This is a genomic window from Burkholderia stagnalis, assembly GCF_039848545.1.
Lineage (GTDB): Bacteria > Pseudomonadota > Gammaproteobacteria > Burkholderiales > Burkholderiaceae > Burkholderia > Burkholderia stagnalis.
The window spans coordinates 3,395,611-3,420,847 of the sequence record NZ_CP156685.1 but is presented as its reverse complement, the minus strand read 5'-3'; the positions used below and the strand labels follow the sequence as shown (position 1 = coordinate 3,420,847).

The following is a 25,237-nucleotide window of genomic DNA, read 5'->3' as shown; positions in this document are numbered from 1 at the left end:
CGCCTCCGCGCGCCGGTGCGCGTCAGGCCTGCGCGCGGCCGTCGATCACGCGTTCGAGCGCGTCCACCGCGCGCACGGCCGCATCGGCCGCGACGCAGTCGACGACGATCCGCTCCGGCATCGCGCGCAGCCACGTGATCTGCCGCTTGCAGAGCTGCCGTGTCGCGAAGATGCCCTTGTCGCGCATCGTCCGATAGTCGGTGATGCCGTCGAGGAATTCCCACGCCTGCCGGTAGCCGACGCAGCGCATCGACGGCAGCCCGGGATGCAGATCGTCGCGGCGGCGCAGCCGCTCGACCTCGTCGATGAAGCCCGCGTCGAGCATCGCGTCGAAACGCTGCGCGATGCGCGCATGCAGCACCGCGCGGTCGGACGGCTCGAGCGCGACCGGCACGAACCGGTAGCGGGCGGCCGCATCGTCGGCGCTGCGCGGCGCGGCGAGCAGCGCCGACATCGGCTGGCCGCTCAGCATGAACACCTCGAGCGCGCGCTGGATCCGCTGCGAATCGTTCGGCGCGAGGCGCGCGGCCGTCTCCGGGTCGACCTGCGCGAGCCGTGCGTGGAGCGCCGGCCAGCCGTCGCGCGCGGCGTCGGCGTCGAGTTCGGCGCGCACGGCCGGATCGGCGGTCGGCAGGTCGTTGAGCCCCTGCGTCAGCGCCTTGTAGTAGAGCATCGTGCCGCCCGCGAGCAGCGGCGTGCGGCCGCGCGCGGCGATCTCGCCGATCAGGCGCAGCGCGTCGGCGCGGAATTCGGCGGCCGAATACGCGTCGGCCGGGTCGATGATGTCGATCAGGTGATGCGGCACGGCCGCGCGCTCGTCACGGCTCGGCTTCGCGGTGCCGATGTCCATGTCGCGGTAGACGAGCGCCGAATCGACGCTGACGATCTCGATCGGGCGGCGCGCCGCGAGCGCCAGCGCCGCGGCCGTCTTGCCGGACGCGGTGGGGCCGAGCAGGCAGGCGATCGTCGTCGGGGCGGAAGACGGCGACACGCTCATTGGCCGCGCATGAACAGGCGGTCGAGATCGCCGAGCGTGAGCTGGTACCACGTCGGCCGGCCGTGATTGCACTGGTCCGCGCGTTCGGTCGCTTCCATCTGGCGCAGCAGCGCGTTCATCTCGTCGAGCGTGAGGCGCCGGTTCGCGCGCACCGCATGATGGCACGCGAGCGTGCCGAGCAGTTCATGCTGGCGCTCGGTCAGCACGCGCGAGCCGCCGAACGCGTGCAGGTCGGCGAGCACCGCGCGGGCGAGCGACTGCAGGTCGGCGTCCTTCAGCAGCGCCGGCACCGCGCGGATCGCGAGCGTGGTCGGCGACAGCACCGCGAGGTCGAAGCCGAGCGATTCGAGCGTCTCGCGCTCCTCCTCGACGGTGCCGATCTCCACCGGCGTGGCGGTCATCGACACCGGCAGCAGCAGCGCCTGCACCGCGATCGCGCGGTCGGCGAGCGCACCCTTGAACTGTTCGTAGAGGATCCGTTCGTGCGCCGCGTGCATGTCGACGATCACGAGCCCGTGCGCGTTCTGCGCGAGCACGTAGATGCCGTGGATCTGGCCGAGCGCGAAGCCGAGCGGCTGGTCGTCGTGCGCGGTGTCAGCCAGCGACGGCGCGGCGGCGAAGCCCGCCAGCGGCGATGCCGACGGGTCCGCCGCGTCGGCGGCGAGCGTCGTGCCGGCCGGCGTGCCCGCGCCGCTGTCCTTGCGGCCGAACAGCGCGTCGTAGAGCGCAAGCGGCTGCGCGACCGGCAGCGTGCCCTGCGTCATCCGCGCCTGGCGCAGCCACGTGTTGCCTTGCGACGGCGTGTGCGTGGCGCCGGTGCCTGCACTGCCGCCGCCGCCCACGGCAGCCTGGCCCAGCGGCGTGTTCAGGAACGATGCGGGGCCCGGCGCGGGTGCGGGCACGGGGGCGATATGCGCGGCGTGGCCGCCCGCGGTGGTTTCCGGCGATGCGCCCGCATGGCGGGCCAGCGAACGCTGCACTGCATGGAACACGAACTGGTGGATCGAGCGCGAATCGCGGAATCGCACCTCGATCTTCGACGGGTGCACGTTCACGTCGACCGCCTCGGGCGGCAGGTCGAGGAACAGCACATAGGACGGATAGCGGTCGCCGTGCAGCACGTCCTCGTACGCGGCGCGCACCGCGTGCGTGAGCAGCTTGTCGCGCACGAAGCGGCCGTTCACGAAGAAATACTGCTGGTCGGCGCGGCCGCGGCTCGCGGTCGGCAGCCCGGCGCAGCCGTACACGGCCAGCGGCCCGGCCTGCTCGTCGAGCGGCAGGTGCGCGGTCGCGAAGCCGTCGCCGAGGATCTTCGCGACGCGCTGCGCGGGCTCGGTCGCGTTCCAGTGCTCGACGGCCTTGCCGTTGTGCAGCACCGAAATCGCGACGTCCGGCCGCGCGAGCGCCGCGCGGCGGATCATTTCCAGGCAATGCCCGAACTCGGTCTGCTCGCTCTTCAGGAACTTGCGGCGCGCGGGCGTGTTGAAGTACAGCTCGCGCACCTCGATCGTCGTGCCGACCGCGCCGGCGGCGGGCGCGAGCACGCCGGTCTGCGCGTCGATGCGCGTCGCGTGGGCGGAATCCGCGGTGCGGCTCGTGATGAACATCTCGGCGACCGACGCGATCGACGCGAGCGCTTCGCCGCGGAACCCGAGCGTCGCGACCGCCTCGAGCTCCTCGAGCGAGCGGATCTTGCTGGTCGCGTGGCGCATCAGCGCGAGCGGCAGCTCGCCCGGCGGGATGCCGCAGCCGTCGTCGGTGATCGAGATGCGCTTGACGCCGCCTTCCTCGAGCACGATGCGCAGCGTGCTCGCGCCGGCGTCGAGCGCGTTTTCCAGCAGCTCCTTGACGACCGACGCCGGGCGCTCGACCACCTCGCCCGCGGCGATCTGGCTGATCAGCTGGTCGGGCAGGGGCTGGATCGCGCGCAGCGGGCGCGGCGCGTGTGGATCAGGGGCGGGCGCGGCGCCCGCGGCCGTTTCGGTGAATTCGGACATGGCCGAATTATAGCGAGGCCGCCGGCGCGCGCCGGACTCGCGATCGGTTACGTTTTTTCACGGAGCCTTAAGGCAGTTTCGGTATGATGACTGCGTCCTGGCGCACCGCCTCTTTCGGCCGTGCGTTTTCGCCCTTTATGCCGTCACCGGCCCGTTTGCCCCTGAAGGAACCCGCATTTGGATACGCTGCTCCATTTCGTCAATCTCGTCCTGCACATCGACGCATTCCTCGGCGATTTCATCCGGCAGTACGGCGCCTGGGTGTATCTGGTGCTGTTCCTGATCGTGTTCTGCGAAACGGGCCTCGTCGTGTTTCCGTTCCTGCCGGGGGATTCGCTGCTGTTCATCGGCGGCGCGTTCGCGGCGACCGGCGAAATGAACGTCGGCGCGCTGATCGTGCTGCTGCTCGTCGCGGCGATCACCGGCAACACCGTCAACTACATGATCGGCCGCTGGATCGGCCCGAAGGTCTTCAATACGCACATCCCGGTGCTCGAGCGCTTCCTCGACCGCGCGGCGCTGCAGAAGACCCACTCGTTCTACGACAAGCACGGCGGCAAGACGATCGTGCTCGCGCGCTTCATCCCGGTCGTGCGGACCTTCGCGCCGTTCGTCGCGGGCGCGTCGTCGATGAGCGTCGCGCGTTTCCAGCTCTTCAACGTGCTCGGCGCGCTGATCTGGGTGCTGCTGCTGGTGCTGCTCGGCTACTTCTTCGGCAACATCCCGTTCGTCCGCCAGTACCTGAACGTGATCGTGCTGGCCGGGATCGGTGCCGCGATCGTGCCGGTCGCGCTCGGCGCGGTGTGGAAGCTCGTGCGCGGCCGCCGCTCGGACGACGCTCGCAAGACCAGCGGGCATTGAAGCGCGCCGGCCAGCCGGCGACGCGATGCAAAAAAAAGCGTGGCAATGCGAATTGCCACGCTTTTTTTGCGTCCGCGCGGTGCGCCGCGCGTCAGGTCGTGCGATGCAGGAACGGGGTTTCGGGCGTCGGGTATTGCGCGTCGCGGAACGTGTCGAGGATCGCGTGATTGGTGTCGCAGTACACCTGCCAGTAGTTCGCCGGCTGCGTGGACGGCCGCACGAACAGCAGCGGGCCTTCCGGCGTGAACTGCAGCACGCCGACGTCCGGCGCCGGGCTCGTCAGCACGTTCGGGATCTTCTGCACCGCTGCCTTCAGGCGGTTGATCGCGTCGGCCGCATCGACGCCGTTCGCGATCTTCGCGGTCAGGTCGACGCGGCGGTACGGCGTCGCGCTGTAGTTCGCGATGTTGTCCGAGAAGATCTTGTTGTTGCCGACGATCGTCACGATGTTGTCCGCGGTGATGATCGTCGTGCCGAACAGGCCGAGCTCCTTCACCGTGCCGGTGACGCCGCCCGCGCTGATCACGTCGCCGATCTTGAACGGCCGCAGCACCTGCATGAACACGCCGGCCGCGAAGTGCGCGAGCAGGCCGCCCCAGGCCGTGCCGATCGCGAGGCCGAGGCCGGCGAGCAGCGCGGCGAACGACGTGGTCTGCACGCCGAAGACCTGCAGGATCGCGAGGATCAGCAGGATCGTCAGCAGCACGCCGACGACCGAGGTCAGGTAGTCGGCCAGCGTCGGGTCGACCTTGCCGCTGCGCTGCACGACCTTGCCGAGCAGCCGCGTGCCGATGCGGATCGCCCAGCGGCCGACGAACCACAGGGCGATGGCAGCGACGAGGTTGAGGCCGAAATCCAGGCCGCGGGTCATCAGGAATTGCTGGGTGGTGGCGAGGTCCAGGGTCAAGGTCGGTTCTCCATGAAGCGTTGAACGGGATGGCCATGCCGGCAGGCGGAGCATGCCGGACGGACAGGCGTCGGACTTTTATAGCCGACGGGCCGCGGCATGGCAACCGGTCGACGGCGGTGAAATGAAAGTTACATGTTCGCGCATTACGATCCGCAGGAAAACGTTTCCAATCGACCTTTGCAGGAGTTCTCCATGCCGGATCGCATCGCCCCCTCCCGTCGTCTGCTGCTCAAGCGCCTCGTTTCGGGCGGCGGCGCGGCGCTCCTCGGCGCATCGGGAATCGCCGACGTGCTCGCGCAGCGCGCGGCGCCCGCGATCGTCACGTCGGACCGGTTGCGTCCGCAACTGCCGGGCGGCGTGATGAGCGGCGACGTGACCGACACGCGCGCGATCGTCTGGAGCCGCACCGACCGGCCCGCGCGGATGATCGTCGATTACGCGACCGACGAGAGCTTCAGGCGCTTCGAGCGGCGCGTCGGCCCCGCGGCGATCGACGCGACCGGGCTGAGCGCGCGCGTCGATCTCGCCGGCCTGCCGTCCGGCGCGGACGTGTTCTACCGCGTGCGCTTCCAGGATCTCGCGAACGACAAGGTGTTCAGCGAGCCCGTGACCGGCCGCCTGCGCACGCCGTCCGCGCGCGCCGACCGGCCGGTGTGCTTCGTGTTCTCCGGCGACGAAGCGGGGCAGGGCTGGGGCATCAACGAGCGTTTCGGCGGCTACCGGATCTACGAGGCGATGCGGCGCGAAGCGCCGGACTTCTTCATCCACTCGGGCGACCAGATCTATGCGGACGGCCCGATCCAGGCCGAAGTGAAGCTGCCCGACGGCACGCTGTGGACCAATCTCGTCACCGAGGCGAAGTCGCACGTCGCGCAGACGCTCGACGACTATCGCGGCGCGTTCGCGTACAACCAGCTCGACCGCAACAAGCGCCGCTTCATGGCCGAGGTGCCGTTCCTCGTGCAGTGGGACGACCACGAGGTGCGCAACAACTGGTATCCGGGCCAGCAGATCGGGCCCGAGGAGGCGCGCTACCAGACGCGCAGCGCGTCGCTGCTGTCCGCCTATGCACGGCAGGCGATGTTCGAATACAACCCGTTCCGGATCAACCAGCAGGATCCCGAACAGATCTATCGCAGCTTCGCGTTCGGGCCGCTGCTCGACGTGTTCATGCTCGACGAGCGCAGCTACCGCGGGCGCAATTCGCCGAACCGGCAGGCGTGGCTCGATGCCGATTCGGCATTCCTCGGCGCGCAGCAGAGCGCGTGGCTGAAGGCGTCGCTGAAGCGCTCGCGCGCGACGTGGAAGGTGATCGCGAGCGACATGCCGATCTCGCTCGTCGTGCCGGACCTCAATCCGGACGTGCCGAAGGGCACCTACGAGGCGTGGGCGAACGGCGACGACGGCGCGCCGTCCGGCCGCGAGCTCGAGCTGGCCGACATCCTGTCGTTCATCAAGCGCGAGAACATCGAGAACGTCGTCTGGGTGACGGCGGACGTGCACTACGCGCAGGCCGCGCACTACCATCCGTCGCGCGCGAAGTTCACCGATTTCAAGCCGTTCTGGGAATTCGTCGGCGGCCCGATCAACGCGGGCACGTTCGGCCCGAACGACACCGACATGACGTTCGGCCCGGCGCTGCGCTACGTGAGCGTGCCGAAGGACAACCCGCAGAACCGGTCGCCGGCCGCGGGCCAGCAGTATTACGGGCGCGCGAAGATCGACCCGGCGAGCCGCGCGATGACGGTGTCGCTGCACGACCTCGACGGCAAGTCGCTGTTCGAGGTGAAGCTCGACCCCGAAGCGTAGGCGGTCGACGCGGCGCCGCGCTCACGCGTGACGCCGCGGCTCGAACGGCCGCTGCTCGACGTCGGCGCCGTGCACGACGATCGCCGTGCTTTCCGGAATCTCCTCCCACGCGCCGCGCAGGTCGACGAGCGGTTCGGACAGCACCATGAACGCGTCGTCGCCGGCCTCGGCGATGCGCGGATTGTGCGGGTACAACGCGTGCAGGTGCCGGAACGACGTGCTGTGGAACAGCGAGCGCGACTGCCGCTCGCTCGAGTAGCGCACCGCGATGATCCGCTCGCCGTCGGTCGCGCACACCGTCATGTTGATCGGCAGCGCGACGCCGTGCCGCGCGGCGACGTCCTCGACCGTGCCGGCCATCCGCTCGAGCGCCGGCAGCGGCGCCTGCTCGAGGCCGAAGGTCAGCGCGAGACGGAACATCAGCTCCGAATCGGTCGAGCCTTCGATCGTCGGGAACAGCGCCGGATCGATCTTCAGCGTGAGGTCGCGGCGCAGCTGGTGCAGGCCGCGGATCAGCCCGTTGTGCGCGAACAGCCAGCGGCCGTGCCGGAACGGGTGGCAGTTGGTTTCCTGCACCGGCGTGTCGGTCGCCGCGCGAATATGCGCGATGAACATGCGCGAGCGGATCGCGCGCGCGGCTTCGCGCAGGTTGCGGTCGTTCCAGGCGGGATGCACCGAGCGGTAGCGGAACGGCAGTTCGTCGGGATGGCCGTACCAGCCGATGCCGAAACCGTCGCCGTTGGTGGTCGTGGCGCCCAGCTCCGAATGCAGGCTCTGGTCGATCAGCGAATGCTTTGCGCGGAACAGGACGGTCTCGAGGTGGATCGGGTTTCCCGTATAGGCGAGCCAGCGGCACATGGGACGCTCCTTCTCGGTGGATCGTTCGCGCATGGTAGCCGAGTTCGCCGCCCGGGCGGCGCGGCGCAGAAGAGGGGCGGAGCGAGCGCCCCGGCGCGCCGGCCGGGGCGGGGCGGCGGTCGCGCGCGTTACTCGCCCATCGCATCCATCACGCGCGCCGAATAGACGAGCGCCGCGCCCGCGTTCAGCGCGATCGCCACGCCGAGCGCCTCGGCGACTTCCTCCCGGGTCGCGCCATGCTTGGCCGCCTCGGCCGTGTGCACGGCGATACAGCCGTCGCAGCGGGTCGTGACCGCCACCGCGAGCGCGATCAGCTCGCGCGTCTTCGCGTCGAGATGGCCGGTCTTGGCGCCGGCGTCGGCCAGCGCCTTGTAGCCGGCCAGCGTGCCGGGCGACAACTTCGCGAGATCGCCGATGCGCGTCGAGAGTTCATTGCGATATTCGTTCCAGTTCAGCATGGCTCATCCTTTCACGGGTAAGGGACGGCGGCGGGTGCCGCGGTCGCGGGAGATGCACGGCTATTCTGAGCGCCTGTGGTGATGGTTTCGATGCGTTAAAGTGTCAATTTTTAGCGCAAGCGTCTCATGGATGCGTTGAGCCAATTGCTTCTGCTGGGCCGCAGCCACGTCGAGCTGGACGTGCGCTGCCTGCTCGACGGCCCGTTCGCGATGGCGCACGACGCGCTGCCGCCCCGCGAGGCCGCGTTTCACCTGCTGCTGGCGGGCCGCTGCCGGCTGCGCGGGCCGGGCGGGCGCACGCTGCAGCTCGCCGAGGGCGATTTCGTGCTGTTGCCGACCGGCGACGCGCACGTGATCGACGACGCGGTGGCCGCCCACGCCGCGACGGCACGGCCGCTGCACGACCTGCCGTCGTCCGGCGGCGCGGTGCTGCCGGTCAAATCCAATACCGACGCACCCGGCGACGCGAGCGTCGACCTGCTCTGCGGCCGCTTCGTCTACGAGCGGGGCGCGGGCGAGCTGCTGATGCGCGCGCTGCCGGGCGTGCTGCACGTCGGGCTGCGCGAGGCGTCGGGGCTCGCGCCGCTGCAGATGCTGACGAGCGTGCTGCGCGCCGAGGCGTCGAACCTGCAGCCGGGCGCCCGCGCGATCGTGAACGCGCTGGGCCAGGCGCTGCTCGCGTATGCGCTGCGCGCGTACGGCCGCGACACGCAGGTGCCGTCCGGCTGGCTCGCGCTCGCCGCCGACGCGCGGCTCGGGCCGTCGATCCAGGCGGTCATGCAGGCGCCCGCGCAGCCGTGGACGGTCGCGTCGCTCGGCGACGTGTCGGCAATGTCGCGCGCGACCTACGCGCGGCACTTCCGCGCGAAGGCGGGCATGAGCGTCGGCGCGTTCGTCACGCGGATCCGGATGATGCACGCGTGCGCGCTGCTGCAGGACACGCGGCGCGGGCAGGCGGAGATCGGCCAGGCGGTCGGCTACCAGTCCGAGGCGGCGTTTGGCAAGGCGTTTCGCGAGGTGTTCGGCACGACGCCGGGGCGCTGGCGGCGCGCGCATCGCGGCACGTGAGCCGATGAGCGGGGGCCCGGGGAGAACGGGCCGGCCGGCGGGAATGCTGCGTGCCGCGGCGCGTCGGCGCTGCCGTGCGGTCCGGCAAAGCTGCTAACATGCTCGCGCAGTATTCCAAACAACAAGAAAGAAGAGGGCAATTCGATGAACCAGACCAATCTCCAGCAACCGTCGTTCGCTTTCGTCGCGGCATCGTGGGCCGCGCTGCTCGCGGGCTTCGCCGCGTTCCTGATCGGGCTCTGGAATGCCGGCATGCAGCTCAATGAAAAGGGCTACTACTTCACCGTGCTGGCATTCGGCCTGTATGCGGCGATCTCGCTGCAAAAGAGCGTGCGCGATCGCTCCGAAGGCATCCCGGTGACGGGCATCTACTACGGCCTGAGCTGGATCGCGTTGCTGCTCGCGATCGCGCTGCTCGTCGTCGGCCTGTTCAACGCGACGCTGCAGCTCAGCGAAAAGGGCTTCTACGCGATGTCGTTCGTGCTCGCGCTGTTCGGCGCGGTGGCCGTGCAGAAGAACACGCGCGACCTGCAGGGCGCGAAGCCGCGGCTGGCCGACACCGATCCGGCGCAGGAGTGAGCGCCGGCGCGGGCCGGCGGTTCCGTCCGTCCGCCCGCGCACCGAGCGCCGCAGCGCGCCCGCATTCGCGGTGCGCGTCCGCCATTTTTCCGTCGTCATCCTGAATTCGCGCGGTTGCGCGGCGCATGCAGACGCGCATGCGTCGTCGGCCGTCGGTTCGACGTGCCTGCCGTGACCGGCAGACGTCGCATGACATTGTGCAACGATATTTCGATGCACAAGCTGCACTCGGCATGACGACGGCGCCATCGAAGAGGAAACGTTTCGGATGTCGAACACCCCCCCACTCGCGAACGATCGCACCCGTTCCGTCGCGGCGCGCACCGCGCTGATCCTGGAAACGAACAACCTGCGCGGCGGCCACGGGATGACGCAGGCCGTCGACAGCCTGAAGCGCCTGGTATCCGAACTGTCGCGGCAGACGCTGCCGCCGGCGGCGCTGGCGCAGTGGATCGTCACGCACGACGGACTGCCGGCCGACGCGTGCGCGCAGATCGCCGCGCTCGCGGGCCGCGAGATCGACTTCGTCGAGATCGACGGCAATATCGGCTACTACGACGCGAAGAACGTCGGATTCGATCGCGTCGACCCCGCGTGCTGCGACTACGTCGTGTTCGGCGATGCGGACTGCCGGCCGGCGGCGGATTGGCTCGCGCAGCTGCTGGCGCCGTTCGCGCGTGCCGCGCACGACGCGCCGGCGGCGGTGGCCGGGCGCACCAGCTATGCGCCGACCGTGCTGGGCGTCGCCATGACGTCGATCGATTTCATGTACTTCCCGAGCCCGCTGCGCGATGGCGCGACGCGCAACTTCTATGCGAACAACGTCGCGTTCCGGCGCGAGGTGTTCGCGCGCCATCGGTATGAGCCGCTCGACGGCGTCTACCGCGCGCACTGCCAGGTCATGGGGCTGCGGATGCAGGCGGCGGGCGTGCCGATCGAGTATGCGCCGACGGCGCACACCGAACATCGCTTTCCTGACACGCGCGGCGAAACGCTGAAGCTGCGCTGGATGCGCGGCGAGGACAGCGTGGGGCTCACGCCGTACCTCGTGAACGCGTACCTGCCGCGCCGCTGGCAATGGCTCGGCCGCAGCGGCCCGCTCGGCCCGTTCTGCGTGATGGTGATGCGGCTCGGCTACAGCCTGGGCGCGCTCAATCGCCAGCAGCTGCCGCCGCTCGGGGCCGTGCGCTACCTGGCGGCCGTCGCCATGACGATCGGCGTGTCCGTGGTGGATACGCTCGGCGCGCTCGCGCGCGGCGCCGGGCTGTCCCGGCGCGCTTCCGCGCGGCGCGACCTCGATGCGCTCTCGTACCACCGTCATTGACCGGGCGCGGCACGCCACGCCGCTTCACGGTGCCTGCATAGAACCCGGAATTTCTCGTCATACGCCCATGCCTACCTTTGCCAGCCGCCTTGCCTGCCTCGCCGTCGTTGCCGCCGCCACCAGCGCGCATGCCGCCGCGGTCGAACACGCGGGACGCGGCGTGTTTCATTTCGCGTCGGAGAGCGGCTGCCCGTTCGCCGGCGATGCCGCCACCGACTGCAACCGCATCGCGCTCGACGCGCGGGACGTTCGCGCGAACGTCGACGCGCGCAACCACGCGATCGTGTTCGCGAGCGACCCGAACCACCATGCGAGCGAGGTGCTCGGCGACGTGCTGCTGCAGGGCAGCGGCGTCGATGCGGACGGGCAGCGCGTGCCGCTGAGCGTGCACGTGCTGCTGCGCCGCTCGGGCGTCAAATGGAATCGCGACGTCTACGTGCATGCGCCCGTGCGCGGCAAGTTCGCCGATGTCCGGATCGATCCGTACCGCATCCGCGTGCGCGAAGGCGACGCCGAGCGCGATCTCCTGACGCCGGAGGACACCCGCGCGCTGTTCGAGCGCCCGTCGTTCGCGGCGCGCGTGGCCCGGTACTTCGTCAACGTGCGCGCGACCGATCCGAAGCGCGCATCCGGCGACGACATCACGATCGCGCTCGGCGTCGGCAGCCTGTCGAAATCGGTGGCGCGCGCGAGCTTCACCTCGAGCGAGCCGGGCCACGCGGAGATCGAACGCGCGCTGGCCGCCGGCACGTGGGCGATCCGGTTCGACGCGCTGAGCGATCACATTCCGGTGTGGGTCGCGCAGCGCGAGCTGTTCCTGTTCGGGCTCGACACGAGTCCGCTCGTCGACGCGATGCGCACGCGCGGCTTCAGGAAGCACGACCGGATCGAACTGGGGGCGCGCAACGGCAGCGGGTATCTGCGCGTGAACGGCCGCGAGGAGGCATTCGCCGGTGCGGCGGCGGCGGGGCGTGCGTTCCTGCAGGAAAGCTTCATCGGTCTCATTCTCGCGTGGCATCGCGCGGCGGCGCCCGCCGCGCCGCGCGACGCCGGGGCTGCCCGCGGGGAGCCCGCATGACGACGGCCGGTACGCGACGCACCGCTTCCGGGCAGGGGCAAGGCGGCCGCGCGGATGGGTTCGGCTGCCTCGACGCGCCGGCGCCGCGCGGCTTCGCGCGCATGCAGGCGTATCTCGTCGACCGCATCAAGCGTGCGGCGCTGCGCCGGCTTCATCGCAGCGGGCACGGCGAGCGCTGGATGCTGCGCATGTACCTGATCGGCGAGGAGGCGACGGAATGCGCGCTGCACGACGAATGGACGGGGGACGCGCCGGACTGGATCGCGCAGCGGATCGAGCGGCATCTCGCCGACGAGCGCCGCCACGCCGCCGCGTTCGTCGATGCGCTGCAGGCGCGCGGCGTTCAGGTGGACGGTCCGGGCCGGCCCGACTGGCTGAGCCGCCGCAAGATCGCGCGGTGGCGGCGGATCGCCCGTCGCCACGCGCAGCACTTCGCGCACGGGCTGCTCGTGCCGGCCTATGCGACGGGCCTGTGCGCCGAGCAAATGGCGATGCGCGTGCTCGCGCGCCATTGCGGCGTGATCGGCGCCCGGCATCCGATGTATCCGCTGCTGTCGCGGGTGCTGACCGACGAGGTGCGCCATGTCCGGCTCTGCACCGAGACGCTGCGCCGTCTCGTCGCACCGTCCGAAGCGGTGCGGCTCGCCGCGCTGCTCGACGAGATCCGGGCGGTCGACGCAGGCTTCGGCGTGACCGGCGCGCTGGCGATGTACGCCGCCGGATGGTTCCACGCGCTGCGTCCGGGCGCCCGACCGCCCGCGTCGGCCGCATGACGCCGCGCATCGTCTATCTCGCCACCGCGGACGCGCGCGGGCATCTGATGCGCGCGCAACTGCTGGTCCGCGCGCTGCGCGACGCCGGCGCCCGCGTCGACGTGCTGACGACGTCCGATGCCGGCCGGCAGTTCCTCGCGGCGTTCGGCATCGACGCTCCCGTGCTGTCGCGTCACTACGCGGTGCAGTTCGATACGCGGCAGAACATGCTGCGCGGCGACACGAACCGCAACGTCGCGCATTACGTGTTCCGGCCGACGCGCATGGTGTGCGATATCGCGCGCCTGCGTATCGCAGTCCGTCATGCGGATCTCGTCGTCAACGATTCGTTTCATCCGGCGCTGCTGTTCATGGGCATGCTGCCGCGCTGGCGGCGCAAGGTCGTGCACGTGTATGGCGGCAGCCTCCGGCGTGCATTGACCGCCAACTTCAAAGGGCGGCTGCCGGGCATCGTCGCGCGAGCGTTCGGCCGCATCGTCGACCGGCAGATCGACGCGGCGCGTTGCTGCATCGAGCACGATTTCGCATACGACGTCGCGGAGTGCGCGAGAACCGCGCACTACCGGTTGCCGACGCCCGTGCCGGTTGCCGGCGAGCAGCCCGCATCGGACGCGCGCATTGCCGCCGTCTACCTGAACCCGCATTTCCGCGACGTGTCGATGGCCGGCGCGCTGTGCGCGGGCATCGGCGACGCCGGGCTGGCCGCGCATCGGGTCGGCGAGGGCTATGCCGCGTGCGACGGATGGCGCGGCGTCGATCCCGACTGGGTCACGCGCGCCGCGCACGCGCAGCTGATCGTGTCCGCGCCGGGAATGGCGGCGCTGTCGATCGCGCGCGTGTATCAGCGGCCGATCCTGCTGGTGCTGACCGACCAGCCCGAACAGGCGGCCAACGCCGCGCGGGCGGCGCAACTGGGCCTTGAACATCGCATCGTGACGTGGCGGGGCGACGCCGCCGAATTCCGGCGGCAGGTCGGGCAGGCGGCGGACGCGCTGATGCGCAGCCCGGGCGCGCGCGTTCCGGCCGGTGCCGGACGCGAGCGCGCACGTGCGCGGATCGACGCGTGGACGACATGTCTCCTCGGCCTCTGTTCGAACGCGACGGCGCCGGCACGACGATCCGACGCAGAGGTGCTGACGCCGTGAAGCTTCCCTTGCCGCTTTTCCTGCGTCGACTCGACATAAGGCAGGCGTCGGCCGCGTCGCTGGGCATGCTCGCGGGGCTGGCGATCTTCTTTGCGCTGGAGCGCGGCGTGACGCCGCGATATACGCTGGTCACGCCGGCCGATGCGTGGATTCCGTTCATCGCGCTGTCGTGGTTCGTGTACGTGGGATTCTTTCCGTTCGTGATCGTCCTCGCGGCCGGCGCGCCGCCTCATGCATTCGCGGCGTTCAAGCGGGCCGTGCTGGCCGCGTTCGTCGTGAGCGTCGCGTGCTTCCTGCTGTTTCCGGAAGCGGTGCCGCGCCCGGACGTGACGACGATCGACAACGCGTTCGTGCGGCACCGGCTCGCGCGCATGTGGCAGCTCGATTTGGCCGCGAACGGTTTTCCGAGCCTGCATGTGGCCGTCACGTGCCTCGCGTGCCGGATGCTCGCGCCGGCGCGTCGTCGGCTGGCCGTCGTCGCGATCGGCCTGCTGATCTGCGTATCGACGCTCACGCTCAAGCAGCACACGCTGGCCGACGTGCTGGGCGGCGCGCTGCTGGCGGCCGCGAGCGCGGCATGGGCCGAACGGCGCGCGCTGCGCAGGGAGCCGGCATGACCCGGCACAACCCGTTCGCCGGGGACAATGCCGAACTCGGCCGGTTTGCGCCCGACGCGGCGCTGCTTCGGCTGCGGCCGTGGCGGGCGGTCGCCGCGCTGGCGGGGGACTGGATGCTGATCGCGCTGTCGTTCGCGGCCGCCGTGTACATGCCGCATCCGCTCGTGTATGCGCTCGCGGCCGTCGTGATCGCGCGCAGCCAGCTCGCGCTCGGCGTGATGATGCACGAGGGCGCGCACGGGCTGCTCGCGCCGCGCCGCCGGATCAACGACGCGCTCGGGCAGGCGCTGGCCGCCGGCCCGCTGTGGCTGTCGTTGCGGACGTATCGCAGCGGCCACCTCGAGCATCATCGCGCGCCGATGCATCGCGACGACCCGGTCGCCGCGGTGTTCGGCATCCACGATTACCCGCTCGCGCGCCGTGCGCTGATCGCGCGGCTGCTCGCCTACGCGTGCGGCATCGGCTATGTCGCGAGCGTCGCGAAGCTGGTGCGCGGCGAGTTCCGGCATGTGCTGCCGAAGGTCGCCAAGTCGCGTGGATACGTCGCGTGGGAGATCGCGTCGATGCTCGCGAGCAACGCGCTGCTGTTCGGCGCGCTCGCGCATGCCGGGCATCCGCTGCTGTACGTCGGATTGTGGATCGTGCCGTCGGTCACGCTGCTGCCGCTGGCTGGGCATGTCCGCGCGATTTTCGAACACGCGGGGCTGCCGGCGGGCGCGGATCAGAGCCGCAACGCGCGCACGATCGTCCGGCGCTCATGGCAGACCTTCCTGTTCGGTCCGCATGCGGTTCACTTCCACATCGAACACCATCTGTTCATGCGGGTGCCGTTCTATCACCTGCCGAGCGTGCATCGGCAACTCGCGCAGCGGCAGTTGCTGCCGGCCAACCGGCTCTATGCGGGATATGGGCGGGTGTTGCGCGACGTCAGCATCCGGTGACGGGCGAAGCGGCAGCGGCAAGGTGCGATGCGCGCGGATGCGAGGCCGCTTCGGCTTAGTCCGGGCCACGGACGTTTTCGCGACGCGAGAGCACCGGCCGGCGCTTCTCGGCCGCCAGCGTGAATTCAAGCAGATCCCTGGCATGCAGGTGCGCTTCGTTGGCAAGGTGTGCATGCCGCCGGACCTCGTCCAATTGCGCATCGGCGCGCCCGGGCGCGTGGCCCCCGAGCGCCGACCGGGCGGCGCTTGCATGATCGTGGGCCCGCGTCGCATGTTCACGCGCCTTTCGGGCGCGCTCGCGGATCTGCTGTTTTCTGGATCGGATGCTCGGAAAATCGGCGGATGCACGATGCGAGCCGCCGTCGGCCAGCCGTTCGAGCGCGGTGGCACATGCATCCGCGCCACGCGCGTCCAGCGTGGCGAACCGGGCCGTCTCCGTCGCGCGCTCGTGCGGGCAGCCCGGCACATCGTCGACGCGGCGCCGCGCCGCGGCGGGCCCGGGCGTGTCCTTGCCGTCTCTGCGCACGAGTCGGGCCGATGCTATTGCGAGCAGGATTACCGTACCGGCGACACCAATCAGAATGGTCGTCCACATTGCATGGGTGCGGCGAATGAAATGGTGGCCAGGGCAGCCGCCGGACGTCGCGCGGATCACGCGCCGCGCCGGAGCACGATCAGCTCGACGGGCCGATCAGGAACTGTTCTCGACTGCGCCCGGTGATCCAGAGCGGCTCGCGGCCACGGCCGCTCCAGGTCGCCCCGGTCTGCGGATCGCGATACTTCGGCTGCACCACGCCGCGCCTCGGGCTGCGGCGCGGCCGACGGGGCCGGTCGCCGAACAGGTCCCGGGGTGTCAGGTCGTAGCGGGCGATCTCCTCCCTGATCCGGGAGACGGCGGCTCGTTTCTCTTCCAGACGAACCGATTCGGCCTGTGCCTGAAGCCTTTCAATTTGGGCCTGGAGTTCTCGATAAGTCGTCACGATGTTCTCTTTGCGGTGTGTAAAGGCGCAAGTGCAGCTACGTCGCAATTGAGCCGGCGACGCGAAATGGACTGGAGGCGATGCCCGGCGCGACATCGAAATGACAAGCGCGCCGTGCGAGATCGTTCGCCAGGCCGCCGGTTCCGAAGCGGATCAAATGCTGGGGCGTGGTGAACGGCTCATGCGGCGAATGCCCGGGTGCCCGATCCGGTCGGCTGAATTGCCGGCGCGTTTCGCGTTTCCTGTCTCGGTCGGAATGCGAACGCCGGCAATTCTGAATTCGTATGGGTGTTGCAAGAATGCAATACATATCTTAACGGGGCTAATATGGATGAACCCGTGACTGATTAAAACTGGTAGATATGACAGGCTCGCTGCGGAAGGTTGAGTGGGATGTCACTATTTATTCTTTTGGTGCCGCTGGCGCGGTTGCATCGATTGCTTTGGTTTAAATTGAATGCGCATTGAATCGCGCATGTTCCTGCGTCACCTGGCGAGGTCGTTTTGTCAGGTTTGTAAAAGGAAGCCTGCGGTATGATGCCGAAGTTTTCGACATGAATTTGAATCAAGCCTTCGCGCGATTAAAAATGCGCCGAACCGTTCAAAAAATCAAAATTCCGGAATCAAGCATTTCAAAAAATGAATACCATATCGAACCAGGGCGCCATGGAGCTGGGCAAGCAATCCAAATACGAGTCGATTTACAACCCCGAGAAGCTCTATGCGATCCCGCGCACGATCAAGCGCGAGGAGATCGGCATCACGGGCGCGCTGCCGTTTTTCGGCGTCGACGTCTGGAACCACTACGAAGTGTCCTGGCTGACGCCGCGCGGCGTGCCGCGCGTCGCCATCGCGACGATCGTCGTGCCGTGCGCGTCGGCGAACGTGATCGAGTCGAAGTCGATGAAGCTGTATTTCAACACCTTCAACAACACGACGTTCGCGGATCACGCGGAAGTCGAGCGCATCGCCGCACGCGATCTGTCGCACTGCGCCGGCGCGCCCGTTTCCGTCACGCTCGAGCCGCTCGAACGTGCCGCCGCGCTGCGGATCGGCGCGCCGGCCGGCACGTCGATCGACGACGAGGACATCGATATCGGCACGTTCAGCGTCGATCGCCAGCTGCTGGCCACGCATGACGAGCAGGTCAGCGAAACGCTGTACTCGAACCTGCTGAAGTCGAACTGCCTCGTGACGGGGCAGCCCGACTGGGGCACCGTGGAGATTGCGTACGAAGGGCGGCGCATCGATCGCGCGGCGCTGCTCCGGTACGTCGTGTCGTTCCGCAATCACGAGGAATTCCACGAGCAGTGCGTCGAGCGGATCTTCAAGGACATCCAGGATCAATGCGCGCCGACGCGCCTGACCGTCGCGGCACGCTATACGCGCCGGGGCGGCCTCGACATCAATCCGGTGCGCAGCAGCGTGCCCGTGCACGACGCGCCGAATACGCGCTTGGTCCGGCAATGACCGCGCGCCGCGAGCCGATCGTGGAGGCGGCTTCTCACGAAATCGAAGCCGTCATCGAGCCGTCGGCCATGAACGACGAGCTGCTGGTGCTGGTGCGGGTGCGCGATTCCGGCACCACGTTCAAGATGTCGCCGCGCGAGCTGAACAAGAAGTCGTGGCTCGACAAGTTCTCGCGCGAGGACGTCGCGCACATCGGCTTCCTCAATGCGGCGACGTACACGGACCAGCTCGTCCCGCTGTCGTACTTCCCGACGCGCCAGCATCAGCTGACGCCTGCCGTGCTGCTGCTGTCGCTGCTCTATGCGGGCTTCCTGATGCTGTCGAACGTGACGGGCGCGCGCGTGATCGCGGTCAGCCTCGATTGGCCGCCGCTGTTCGATGCGGTCACCTTCGGCATTCCGGCCGCGCTGGTCGCGTTTCCGATGACCTACGCGTTCAGCACGATCATCACCGAAGTCTACGGATACCGGGTCAGCCGGATGGTGATCTGGGGCGGGCTTGCCGTGAACCTGATGTTCATCATCGGCACCTGGCTGCTGTCGCTGCCGCCGGGCCTGCCGAGCTGGGAAGCGCAGAACCCGACGCTCGCGGCGGCATACCCGGCGCTCGCGCTCGAGTTCGCGCGAACCTTCGTCGCGTCGACGGTCGCGTACTTCTGCGGGGAGTTCATCAACACGACGTTCCTCGCGAAGCTCAAGATCGCGAGCGCGGGCCGCCATCTGTGGGCGCGCATCGTGTCGAGCACCGGTGTCGCGATCGTGATCGACAGCGCGCTGTTCTGCATGATCCTGTTCTGGGGCAGGCTGCCGGACAACGTCGTGCTGACGATGATCGGCATCCAGATCGCCGTCAAGCTGACCTACGAACTCGTGCTGCTGCCGGTCGTCACGACGGCGTCCCGGCGCCTGAAGCAAGTGGACCAGATCGACTACTACGACTATCACACGAACTTCAATCCGTTCTCGTTCAAGGATTGATCAGGCGCGACTCGGTCACGACGCCGAGCACCGTGACGCTCTCGCTCGACGCATTGACCGTGTCGGCGGGCGAGGGCCGGGTGTCCTTGAGCCAGGCGACTTCGCCGTCGCGGATCACGCGGCGCAGCGTCGGCTCGCCGCCGTCGATCACGGCGATCACCACCTGCGCGTCGCGCAAGGCGGTGCACGGCTCGACGATCACGATCGAGCCTTCGCGAAAGCGCGGCGCCATCGACGGTTTCGTGCGCGCCGCAAACGTGCCGGGCCGCCGCGGCGTATCGACGGTCAGCCAGCGCGTGTTGCGGGCAAGGTCGTATTGCCCGCGCGCATAGCCGAGCATCTCGTCCCAGCCGAGAATCGGGATCGGGTAGACGCGCTCGCTCTGCAGCAGGTAGCCGACGCTCGATCCGAGCGCGTCGGCGATCGCCAGCACGGTGCTGATGCGCGGATCTTCCGTCGACATCGACAGCACGCGGCTCAGCGTCGCGGGCGAGATGCCGGTCTTGCGCGCGAGGTCGGCGTCGGTGAGGCCTTGCTGCTGCATCAGCGCGCGGATTCTCGCGACCATCCCGACCAGCCGCTGGCTCATTTCCATGGTGCGTGTGCGTTGCGGCCGGCATGCGTGCGCCCGCTGCGGGCCGGGCTGTTGCGTCGTGCGCGTCGTGCCGCAGGCGACCTGCGCGGCAGGCGCATGCCGGATGCAAGTGTCATCTTCATTGGGAGGCCCGTCGCGCAATCATTCGCGACATCAGAGCAAAAGGAATGATCGTACCCTGACGGGCGATCGAAATGCACGACGGAGAATTCGACGCATGGCTTTTCATTGGTCGGGCGGCATGTCTTCAAGACTCCGAATGATATGCACAATCGTCTCCGGTCATGAGTCGGATTCGTGCGGTGCGAAGCCGATGGAGGGCGATGGCCTTTGTCGCGTCTCCGTTGCCATCCGATCGCCCGACGACTGTGATCTCACTGGGCATATCGTGCTTGACCGCGCCGGGCAGCGTGGTTGTTTGTATTTCTTTTCCCTTTCAAAAAGAGACCTTTTGTTAACATACTTCGCTATCATGTCGGCGAAGACTGAGTTCGATACCGCGAACGAGAAAAAAATCATGAGAGACGTTTCAACCGAGCCGGCCGTCGTGCCGGCAAGTGTGCGACAGCGCCGCGAGGGCAGGCGCCGCACGCGCACCTACCGACCCGCATCGGCTGACGGCGCCTGAGCGTCCGTCCGATCCCATGTGTCGCGGGCGGCGGCGCGGGCGTGCAGCCTGCATACGTCGCGGCCCTTTCCGTTGTCGACCAGCAGCCGGTCGGCCTATCGAGCCGATCCGGTAACGGCGGCGCGCGGGCGCCCGTGCGCCCGTGCGCCGAACCATGAAGCCGGCTCGCTTTCGGCCGATCGGCACGGGCAATCCAGAACACGACAGCCAATACGTCATTGGCAAGCAGAAGTGGCGAGGGACCAGGATGGATTTGCAGGCGTTGAAGATATTCAAGGCCGTCGCAGACGAGGGCGGCATCGCTCGCGCGGCTACCGTGTTGAACTGTGTTCAGTCCAATGTCTCGACGCGGCTGCGGCAGCTCGAGGCGCAGCTGGGCATCGCGCTGTTCTATCGCGTCAACGGGCGGCTCGTCATCACGAATGAAGGATCGCAGCTGCTCGGCTACGCGGAGCGGATACTGCAACTGGCGGACGAGGCACGCTCGATCGTGAAGGGCGGCGGCGAACCCGCCGGCAAGCTTCGCATCGGCGCGACGGAGGCGACCGCGGCCGCGCGCCTGCCGCGCATGCTGGCCGGCTTCCATCAGCGCTATCCGAAGGTCGACATGTCGATCGAGACCGGCTCGATCGAACAGATCACGCGCGCGGTCATCGGTCATCGTCTCGACGTCGCGCTCGTGCCCGCGCCGGTCGTATCCGACGAACTGGCCGATGAAGCGGCGTTCGACGAGGAGCTGCTGCTGATCACCGCGCACAGTCACCCGGCCGTCACGTCGGCCGCCGATCTCCGGGACTGCAGCTTCCTCGCGTTCCGCTCGGACGGTTCCCATCGGGCGCGCTTCGAGCGCTGGCTGGAGGGCGAGGGGCTCAAGCCGAGGATCGTGCTGGAATTCGGCGCGCTCGAGGTCATCATCGCGTGCGTCGGCGCGGGCATGGGCGTATCGCTGATGCCGAGATCACTGATCGAGCGGCGGGACTTGACGAATGTCATCAAGTGCCACGCCATGCTTCCGGATGTCGCGAGGAATCAGGTGCGTTTCGTGTGGCGCAAGGACATCGCGCAGCACAGCGCGCGGGACGCCTTCATTCGCAACCTCAAGGGGCACGAGTTGCGGGCGTCGTAGCGTACGGGCCTACAGGTCGCACGTGTCGCAGACGTCGACGGCCGGCGCCGTCTGCGCGAGCGCTGCCGACGGGGCGGGGCGGCCGACGAAGCTCTCCGCGAGCTGGCGGTGATTGGCATGATGCCGGCTGTCGGCGCGCCAGATCATCGTGGTCCTGACGAGCGCGTACGGTTCCGGCAAAGGGTGGCACTGGATCTGATCGGTGAAGCCGAGATTCCCGACGACGGCAGCCGGCATGATCGCCGCGCCGAGTCCCACCGCGACGCAGCCGACGATCGCCTCCGATGAGTCGAATTCCAGCATGCGGGTCAGCGGCACGCCGCCTTCGGCCAGCCAGCGCTGCAGCCGGTTGCGGTATGCGCATCCTTCTCGAAAGCCGATGATCATCGTATTGGCCAGATCCTTCGGATTGCGAATCACGGGATGGCGGCGATCGGTCAGCAGCACCAGTTCCTCCGCATCGAGTTCGATCTGGTGAAGCGCGTCATGCGAACCGGGGCCGACGATGAAGCCGACGTCGAGCGCCTGGTCGAGTACGTCGCGCACGATGCTGTCGGATGTCGCCACGTTGACGCGCAGTTGTATCTCGGGATGCTGGCGATGAAATTCGGTCAGTGCGCGCGGCAGATGCAGCGTCGCGGTCGCCACGGTCGCGCCGATGCGCAACTCCGTGCAGGGCTGGTCGGTGCCCTTCATCACCTGCCGGGCCTCGTCGGCCAGTTCCAGCAGCCGGGCCGCATAGCCGTGAAGCACCACGCCGCGCGGCGTCACCGTCAGTCGCTTGCCGACGCGGTCGAACAGGCGCGTGCCGAGCATGTCCTCCAGTTGCCTGATGCGTGTCGAAACGTTCGACTGAACACAGTGCAGCCGCTCGGCCGCGCGCGCCACGCCTCCCTCGTCGACCACCGTCTTGAAAATCTGCAATGCCCTCAGATCCATTCGTTTCGCCCCCGCAATCGGCCCAATCCAGTCGTCGACCTGAAACTCGCCCAATAAGAGAATTTCTCTTTATTCGGGTAGTTTCATTGCTTTGAAATCTGCGGGCAACTGTTTCTTAAAAAGCGAACGGAATATCAAAAATATAAATTATCCCGCTCGTTCGTCAGTAAATAGAATTTGCCTGGTGATTGATGTCGAGGCGGATTTTTCTAATTCGATGCCGGTCGCGCAGTAATCGAGGGCTGATTGATTCCAGGGTTTCGACGCGCCCGGAGGGGCGTCGGAACGGGATGAGCGGCGCTGCCGAGAGGCAGGCGTCCGGGGAGATTTTGTCCTTCGATTATTGAATCCGATTGTGGTGTATCTGATTAAATAATTCGGGAACGAATATGAAGAGAATTAGTGTCGTCATTGTCGGCATGGGTCAGCGCGGGCTGACGCTCCTTGAACGATTGCACGCAGTGCTGTCGGAACGCGAACTGGATGTCGGCATCGATCTGCATCTGATCGACCCGTCCACGCCGGGCCAGGGAATTCACGAATGGAGCCAGCCGGAACATTTGCTGGTGAACACCATTGCCGCGCAGATCACGATGTACTGCGACGAGTCCGTCACGGATGCCGGCCCGGTGCTGCCGGGGCCGTCCTTCCTTGAATGGGCGCTCGATCGCGGCTACAAGAAGCTCGACGGTCGTTACATCGTGTCGGACGAGGGCGAGCCGGTGGACGAGAACACCTATCTGCCGCGCGCCGTGCTGGGCGAATACCTCACGTGGGTGTACGACCGTCTGATCGACAGCCTGCCGGATTACGTGAACGTGATCAATCACCGGCGCAACGCGGTGGACATCGTGCCGATCGATTCGAACCGGATCGAGGTGCACCTCGAGGGCGGTTTCCGGATCGATGCGAACTACGTATTCCTGACGATGGGGCACAGCCTCGGCGGCGCGGACGGGTTCGACCGGAAGTTCGAGAACTGGGTTGAGCAAGGCAAGGCGGGCAACAGCCATCTGGCTTACTTCAAGTCCCCTTATCCGATCACGTCGCTCAATTCGATCAGTTCGCAGGCGCGCGTCGCGATCTGCGGCACCGGCCTGACGGCGGCGGACGCCATTTCGGCGTTGACGATCGGGCTCGGCGGCCGCTTCGAGAAGGTGTCGTTCGACCGCTATCGCTATGTTGCCTGCGGACGCGAGCCGAAGATCACCGTGTTCTCGCGCCAGGGCCTGCCGGCGGGAGGGCGGGCCGTGAACCAGAAAGGCACCTACGGCCAGTACAAGGCGAAATTCTTCACGCGCGATTTCGTCGACGTATGCCGGGCGAAGAACCTGGCCGAGCGCGGCAACGCGCAACTCGATTTCGATCGCGACCTGTGGCCGACGCTGAGAAAGGAAATGGCTTACGTGTACTCGAACTCCGTGTCGGGCGTGTGGGCCGATCCGGCGAGCTACGAGATCGAGCCGGAGATCGGCGCGGCGGTCGACCTGATGATGGTGCCCGCCGCGCATCTCGAGTTCGTCGACCAGGACGCGTACCGCAAGTACGTCCGCAGCCACCTGACCGAGGACATCGCGGACTGCTTCGCCGGCAACGTCGACAATCCGCGCAAGGCGGCGGCCGACATCCTGCGCGACATCCGCGACAACATCCGGCACGCGGTCGACTACTGCCGGCTGACGCCGGAATCGCACCGCCGCTTCCTGTCGTACTGGTGTTCGATCAGCAACCGCATCGCAAGCGGGCCGCCGAAGGAGCGGAACATGGAAATGCTCGCGCTGATCGACGCAGGCGTGCTGTCCTTTTTCGGTCCGAAGCCGGATCTCGGCTACGACGAGCAGCACCATTGCTTCACGCTGTCGACCGATCGTTTCGCCGAGCCCGTGCAGGAGGCGTTCGACGTGCTGATCCGCGCGAAGGTCGACCTCTTCGAACCCGAAGCGAGCCCGTCGCCGCTGGTTCGGAACATGCTCGCGTCCGGCGTCATCACGCCGTTCGGAAACGGCGACTTCAAGCCGAGCGGCATCGAGATCACGCAGGGCGTCAACGTGATCAACCGCGCAGGCGACGTGATCCCGAACCTGTGGGCGCTCGGCTATGTGGTGGAAGGCGCGCACTTCTATACGTACGTGCTGCCGCGCCCGTTTTCGAATTCGCGCGGGCTGCAGGATGCGGGCCACGCCTGCATCGCGATGGCGAACGACATCGAGGCGCGCTGCCAGGCGGAGCAGCCGCTGGCCGCCGAAACCGCATGACAGGAGACCGAATCATGAATCGTCGAAACTTCAACCAGGGGGCGTTCGGCCTCGCGCTGGGCGCGTTCGCGGCACGGCAGGTCAACGCGCAGGACGCGGCGGCCAGGACGCCGGAGAAATCGCAGTCGAAGGCGAAGACGTTCGTGCTCGTGCACGGCGCGTGGTATGGGGGCTGGTGCTGGAAGAAGGTCGCGAAGGAGCTGCGCGCGGCCGGGCATTACGTGTCCACGCCGACGTGCCCGGGCGTGGGCGAAGCCAAGCACCTGCTGTCGAAGGACATCACGCTCACCACCCACATCACGAGCATCGTGAATCACATCCAGTACGAGGGGCTGAGCGACGTGGTTCTCGTGGGCAGCGGCTTTTCCGGGCTCATCATCAGCGGCGTGGCCGACCGGATTCCGCACACGCTCAGGACGCTCGTCTATCTCGATGCGCTCGTGGTGCCGAACGGCGTGTCCGCATTCGACGCGCAGCCGGCGGAAATCACCCGCAAGCGGCTCGAGCAGGTGGCCCGCGAAGGCAACGGCATCGCGATCCCGCCGCCGCCGCTCAGCACCTACGACATCGTCGCGGAGGAGGACAAGGCATGGGTCGGGTCGTTGCTGACGCCGCATCCGGTCGGTCCTTACCAGGAGAAGTTCCACCTGAAGAACCCGATCGGAAACGGCGTGCCGCGCATCTACGTCGACTGCGTCGCGCACTCGTTCGCGCCGCTCGCGAAGCTCAAGAAGGACATTCGCGCGCAGCCGGGCTGGATCTGGCGAGAACTGGACGCGCGGCACGATCCGATGGTGACCGAACCTCACCTGCTCAACGAATTTCTGCAATCCATCTGAAACGATAAGGAGA

25 protein-coding genes are annotated in these 25,237 nt (G+C 67.8%); 16 read left to right on the top strand and 9 right to left on the bottom strand.

Translation table 11 applies throughout. The annotated features are described in order from the left end of the window. Positions 1 to 22: 22 nt before the first annotated feature. Both miaA and mutL read right to left on the bottom strand, forming a co-directional pair. Positions 23 to 997: a tRNA (adenosine(37)-N6)-dimethylallyltransferase MiaA gene (gene miaA, locus ABFO07_RS15900; protein WP_347467884.1), complete on the bottom strand. Its 975-nt coding sequence runs from the start codon at positions 995 to 997 to the stop codon at positions 23 to 25. Next, positions 994 to 2,994 (bottom strand): DNA mismatch repair endonuclease MutL, encoded by a 2,001-nt coding sequence (mutL, locus tag ABFO07_RS15895; protein ID WP_124490357.1) that lies wholly within the window; start codon positions 2,992 to 2,994, stop codon positions 994 to 996. Before mutL ends, miaA begins: the two co-directional genes overlap by 4 nt. A 177-nt stretch (positions 2,995 to 3,171) precedes the next feature. On the opposite strand from mutL, the gene ABFO07_RS15890 reads away from it, so the two are divergent. After that, positions 3,172 to 3,855, top strand: a complete 684-nt coding sequence (locus ABFO07_RS15890; protein ID WP_059802513.1) for a DedA family protein — start codon at positions 3,172 to 3,174, stop codon at positions 3,853 to 3,855. Between the two features lie 91 nt (positions 3,856 to 3,946). Here the strand turns inward: ABFO07_RS15890 and ABFO07_RS15885 are convergent, their stop codons facing one another. Next, on the bottom strand, positions 3,947 to 4,726 hold the full coding sequence (locus tag ABFO07_RS15885) for a mechanosensitive ion channel family protein (RefSeq protein ID WP_059565259.1): 780 nt from the start codon (positions 4,724 to 4,726) through the stop codon (positions 3,947 to 3,949). Between the two features lie 231 nt (positions 4,727 to 4,957). Between ABFO07_RS15885 and ABFO07_RS15880 the strand changes: the two genes are divergently transcribed. Then, entirely contained in the window at positions 4,958 to 6,574 is a 1,617-nt protein-coding gene (locus ABFO07_RS15880; protein WP_347467881.1) for an alkaline phosphatase D family protein, read from the top strand. A 21-nt stretch (positions 6,575 to 6,595) separates the two neighbouring features. Here ABFO07_RS15880 and ABFO07_RS15875 read toward each other — a convergent pair whose 3' ends face one another. Together ABFO07_RS15875 and ABFO07_RS15870 are read right to left on the bottom strand one after the other, a co-directional pair. Further along, the gene (locus ABFO07_RS15875) at positions 6,596 to 7,432 is read right to left on the bottom strand and encodes a class II glutamine amidotransferase (RefSeq protein WP_059882607.1); all 837 of its coding nucleotides are present in this window, start codon (positions 7,430 to 7,432) and stop codon (positions 6,596 to 6,598) included. A 128-nt stretch (positions 7,433 to 7,560) separates the two neighbouring features. After that, complete coding sequence (locus ABFO07_RS15870; RefSeq protein WP_059802507.1) at positions 7,561 to 7,890, bottom strand: carboxymuconolactone decarboxylase family protein; 330 nt, start codon at positions 7,888 to 7,890, stop codon at positions 7,561 to 7,563. Between the two features lie 126 nt (positions 7,891 to 8,016). Between ABFO07_RS15870 and ABFO07_RS15865 the strand changes: the two genes are divergently transcribed. The 8 genes from ABFO07_RS15865 to ABFO07_RS15830 all read left to right on the top strand — a co-directional run bounded on the left by ABFO07_RS15865 (position 8,017) and on the right by ABFO07_RS15830 (position 15,415). Further along, a complete protein-coding gene (locus tag ABFO07_RS15865) occupies positions 8,017 to 8,958 on the top strand; it encodes an AraC family transcriptional regulator (protein WP_059802505.1) in 942 nt (313 codons plus the stop codon). 144 nt (positions 8,959 to 9,102) lie between these two features. Further along, positions 9,103 to 9,537 (top strand): inner membrane protein YiaA, encoded by a 435-nt coding sequence (gene yiaA / locus ABFO07_RS15860; RefSeq protein WP_059802503.1) that lies wholly within the window; start codon positions 9,103 to 9,105, stop codon positions 9,535 to 9,537. Between the two features lie 268 nt (positions 9,538 to 9,805). After that, positions 9,806 to 10,861, top strand: coding sequence for a glycosyltransferase family 2 protein (locus ABFO07_RS15855; RefSeq protein WP_347467878.1), 1,056 nt, complete (start codon positions 9,806 to 9,808; stop codon positions 10,859 to 10,861). A gap of 67 nt (positions 10,862 to 10,928) precedes the next feature. Continuing rightward, positions 10,929 to 11,939, top strand: a complete 1,011-nt coding sequence (locus ABFO07_RS15850; RefSeq protein ID WP_347467876.1) for a hypothetical protein — start codon at positions 10,929 to 10,931, stop codon at positions 11,937 to 11,939. Further along, positions 11,873 to 12,712, top strand: a complete 840-nt coding sequence (locus ABFO07_RS15845) for a hypothetical protein (RefSeq protein WP_196484690.1) — start codon at positions 11,873 to 11,875, stop codon at positions 12,710 to 12,712. The genes ABFO07_RS15850 and ABFO07_RS15845 overlap by 67 nt, the downstream gene beginning before the upstream one ends. Continuing rightward, the gene (locus ABFO07_RS15840; RefSeq protein WP_060014107.1) at positions 12,709 to 13,857 is read left to right on the top strand and encodes a hypothetical protein; all 1,149 of its coding nucleotides are present in this window, start codon (positions 12,709 to 12,711) and stop codon (positions 13,855 to 13,857) included. The genes ABFO07_RS15845 and ABFO07_RS15840 overlap by 4 nt, the downstream gene beginning before the upstream one ends. Beyond that, a complete protein-coding gene (locus tag ABFO07_RS15835; protein ID WP_059993330.1) occupies positions 13,854 to 14,474 on the top strand; it encodes a phosphatase PAP2 family protein in 621 nt (206 codons plus the stop codon). The genes ABFO07_RS15840 and ABFO07_RS15835 overlap by 4 nt, the downstream gene beginning before the upstream one ends. Beyond that, a complete protein-coding gene (locus ABFO07_RS15830) occupies positions 14,471 to 15,415 on the top strand; it encodes a fatty acid desaturase family protein (RefSeq protein WP_347467873.1) in 945 nt (314 codons plus the stop codon). The genes ABFO07_RS15835 and ABFO07_RS15830 overlap by 4 nt, the downstream gene beginning before the upstream one ends. A 55-nt stretch (positions 15,416 to 15,470) precedes the next feature. Here the strand turns inward: ABFO07_RS15830 and ABFO07_RS15825 are convergent, their stop codons facing one another. Then, positions 15,471 to 16,010 (bottom strand): hypothetical protein, encoded by a 540-nt coding sequence (locus ABFO07_RS15825; protein WP_347467872.1) that lies wholly within the window; start codon positions 16,008 to 16,010, stop codon positions 15,471 to 15,473. 79 nt (positions 16,011 to 16,089) lie between these two features. Then, positions 16,090 to 16,395 (bottom strand): H-NS family nucleoid-associated regulatory protein, encoded by a 306-nt coding sequence (locus ABFO07_RS15820; RefSeq protein WP_059802487.1) that lies wholly within the window; start codon positions 16,393 to 16,395, stop codon positions 16,090 to 16,092. Positions 16,396 to 17,034: 639 nt separating this feature from the next. Between ABFO07_RS15820 and queF the strand changes: the two genes are divergently transcribed. Together queF and ABFO07_RS15810 are read left to right on the top strand one after the other, a co-directional pair. Beyond that, positions 17,035 to 17,865, top strand: a complete 831-nt coding sequence (gene queF, locus ABFO07_RS15815) for an NADPH-dependent 7-cyano-7-deazaguanine reductase QueF (protein ID WP_059882620.1) — start codon at positions 17,035 to 17,037, stop codon at positions 17,863 to 17,865. 68 nt (positions 17,866 to 17,933) lie between these two features. Continuing rightward, positions 17,934 to 18,842, top strand: a complete 909-nt coding sequence (locus ABFO07_RS15810; RefSeq protein WP_230941821.1) for a queuosine precursor transporter — start codon at positions 17,934 to 17,936, stop codon at positions 18,840 to 18,842. Here the strand turns inward: ABFO07_RS15810 and ABFO07_RS15805 are convergent. Then, positions 18,832 to 19,437: a LexA family protein gene (locus tag ABFO07_RS15805; protein WP_059802483.1), complete on the bottom strand. Its 606-nt coding sequence runs from the start codon at positions 19,435 to 19,437 to the stop codon at positions 18,832 to 18,834. The genes ABFO07_RS15810 and ABFO07_RS15805 overlap by 11 nt on opposite strands. Positions 19,438 to 19,654: 217 nt before the next feature. On the opposite strand from ABFO07_RS15805, the gene ABFO07_RS15800 reads away from it, so the two are divergent. Then, positions 19,655 to 20,065, top strand: a complete 411-nt coding sequence (locus ABFO07_RS15800) for a hypothetical protein (protein WP_347467869.1) — start codon at positions 19,655 to 19,657, stop codon at positions 20,063 to 20,065. A 154-nt stretch (positions 20,066 to 20,219) separates the two neighbouring features. Further along, a complete protein-coding gene (locus ABFO07_RS15795; protein ID WP_230942670.1) occupies positions 20,220 to 21,191 on the top strand; it encodes a LysR substrate-binding domain-containing protein in 972 nt (323 codons plus the stop codon). 9 nt (positions 21,192 to 21,200) lie between these two features. Here the strand turns inward: ABFO07_RS15795 and ABFO07_RS15790 are convergent, their stop codons facing one another. Then, positions 21,201 to 22,130 carry a LysR family transcriptional regulator gene (locus tag ABFO07_RS15790; protein WP_081069796.1) on the bottom strand — a complete coding sequence of 310 codons (930 nt, stop codon included), beginning with the start codon at positions 22,128 to 22,130 and terminating at the stop codon, positions 21,201 to 21,203. Positions 22,131 to 22,519: 389 nt separating this feature from the next. Between ABFO07_RS15790 and ABFO07_RS15785 the strand changes: the two genes are divergently transcribed. Next, complete coding sequence (locus tag ABFO07_RS15785; protein ID WP_347467866.1) at positions 22,520 to 24,385, top strand: FAD/NAD(P)-binding protein; 1,866 nt, start codon at positions 22,520 to 22,522, stop codon at positions 24,383 to 24,385. 14 nt (positions 24,386 to 24,399) lie between these two features. Further along, the gene (locus ABFO07_RS15780) at positions 24,400 to 25,224 is read left to right on the top strand and encodes an alpha/beta fold hydrolase (protein ID WP_059565276.1); all 825 of its coding nucleotides are present in this window, start codon (positions 24,400 to 24,402) and stop codon (positions 25,222 to 25,224) included. Positions 25,225 to 25,237 lie beyond the last annotated feature (13 nt).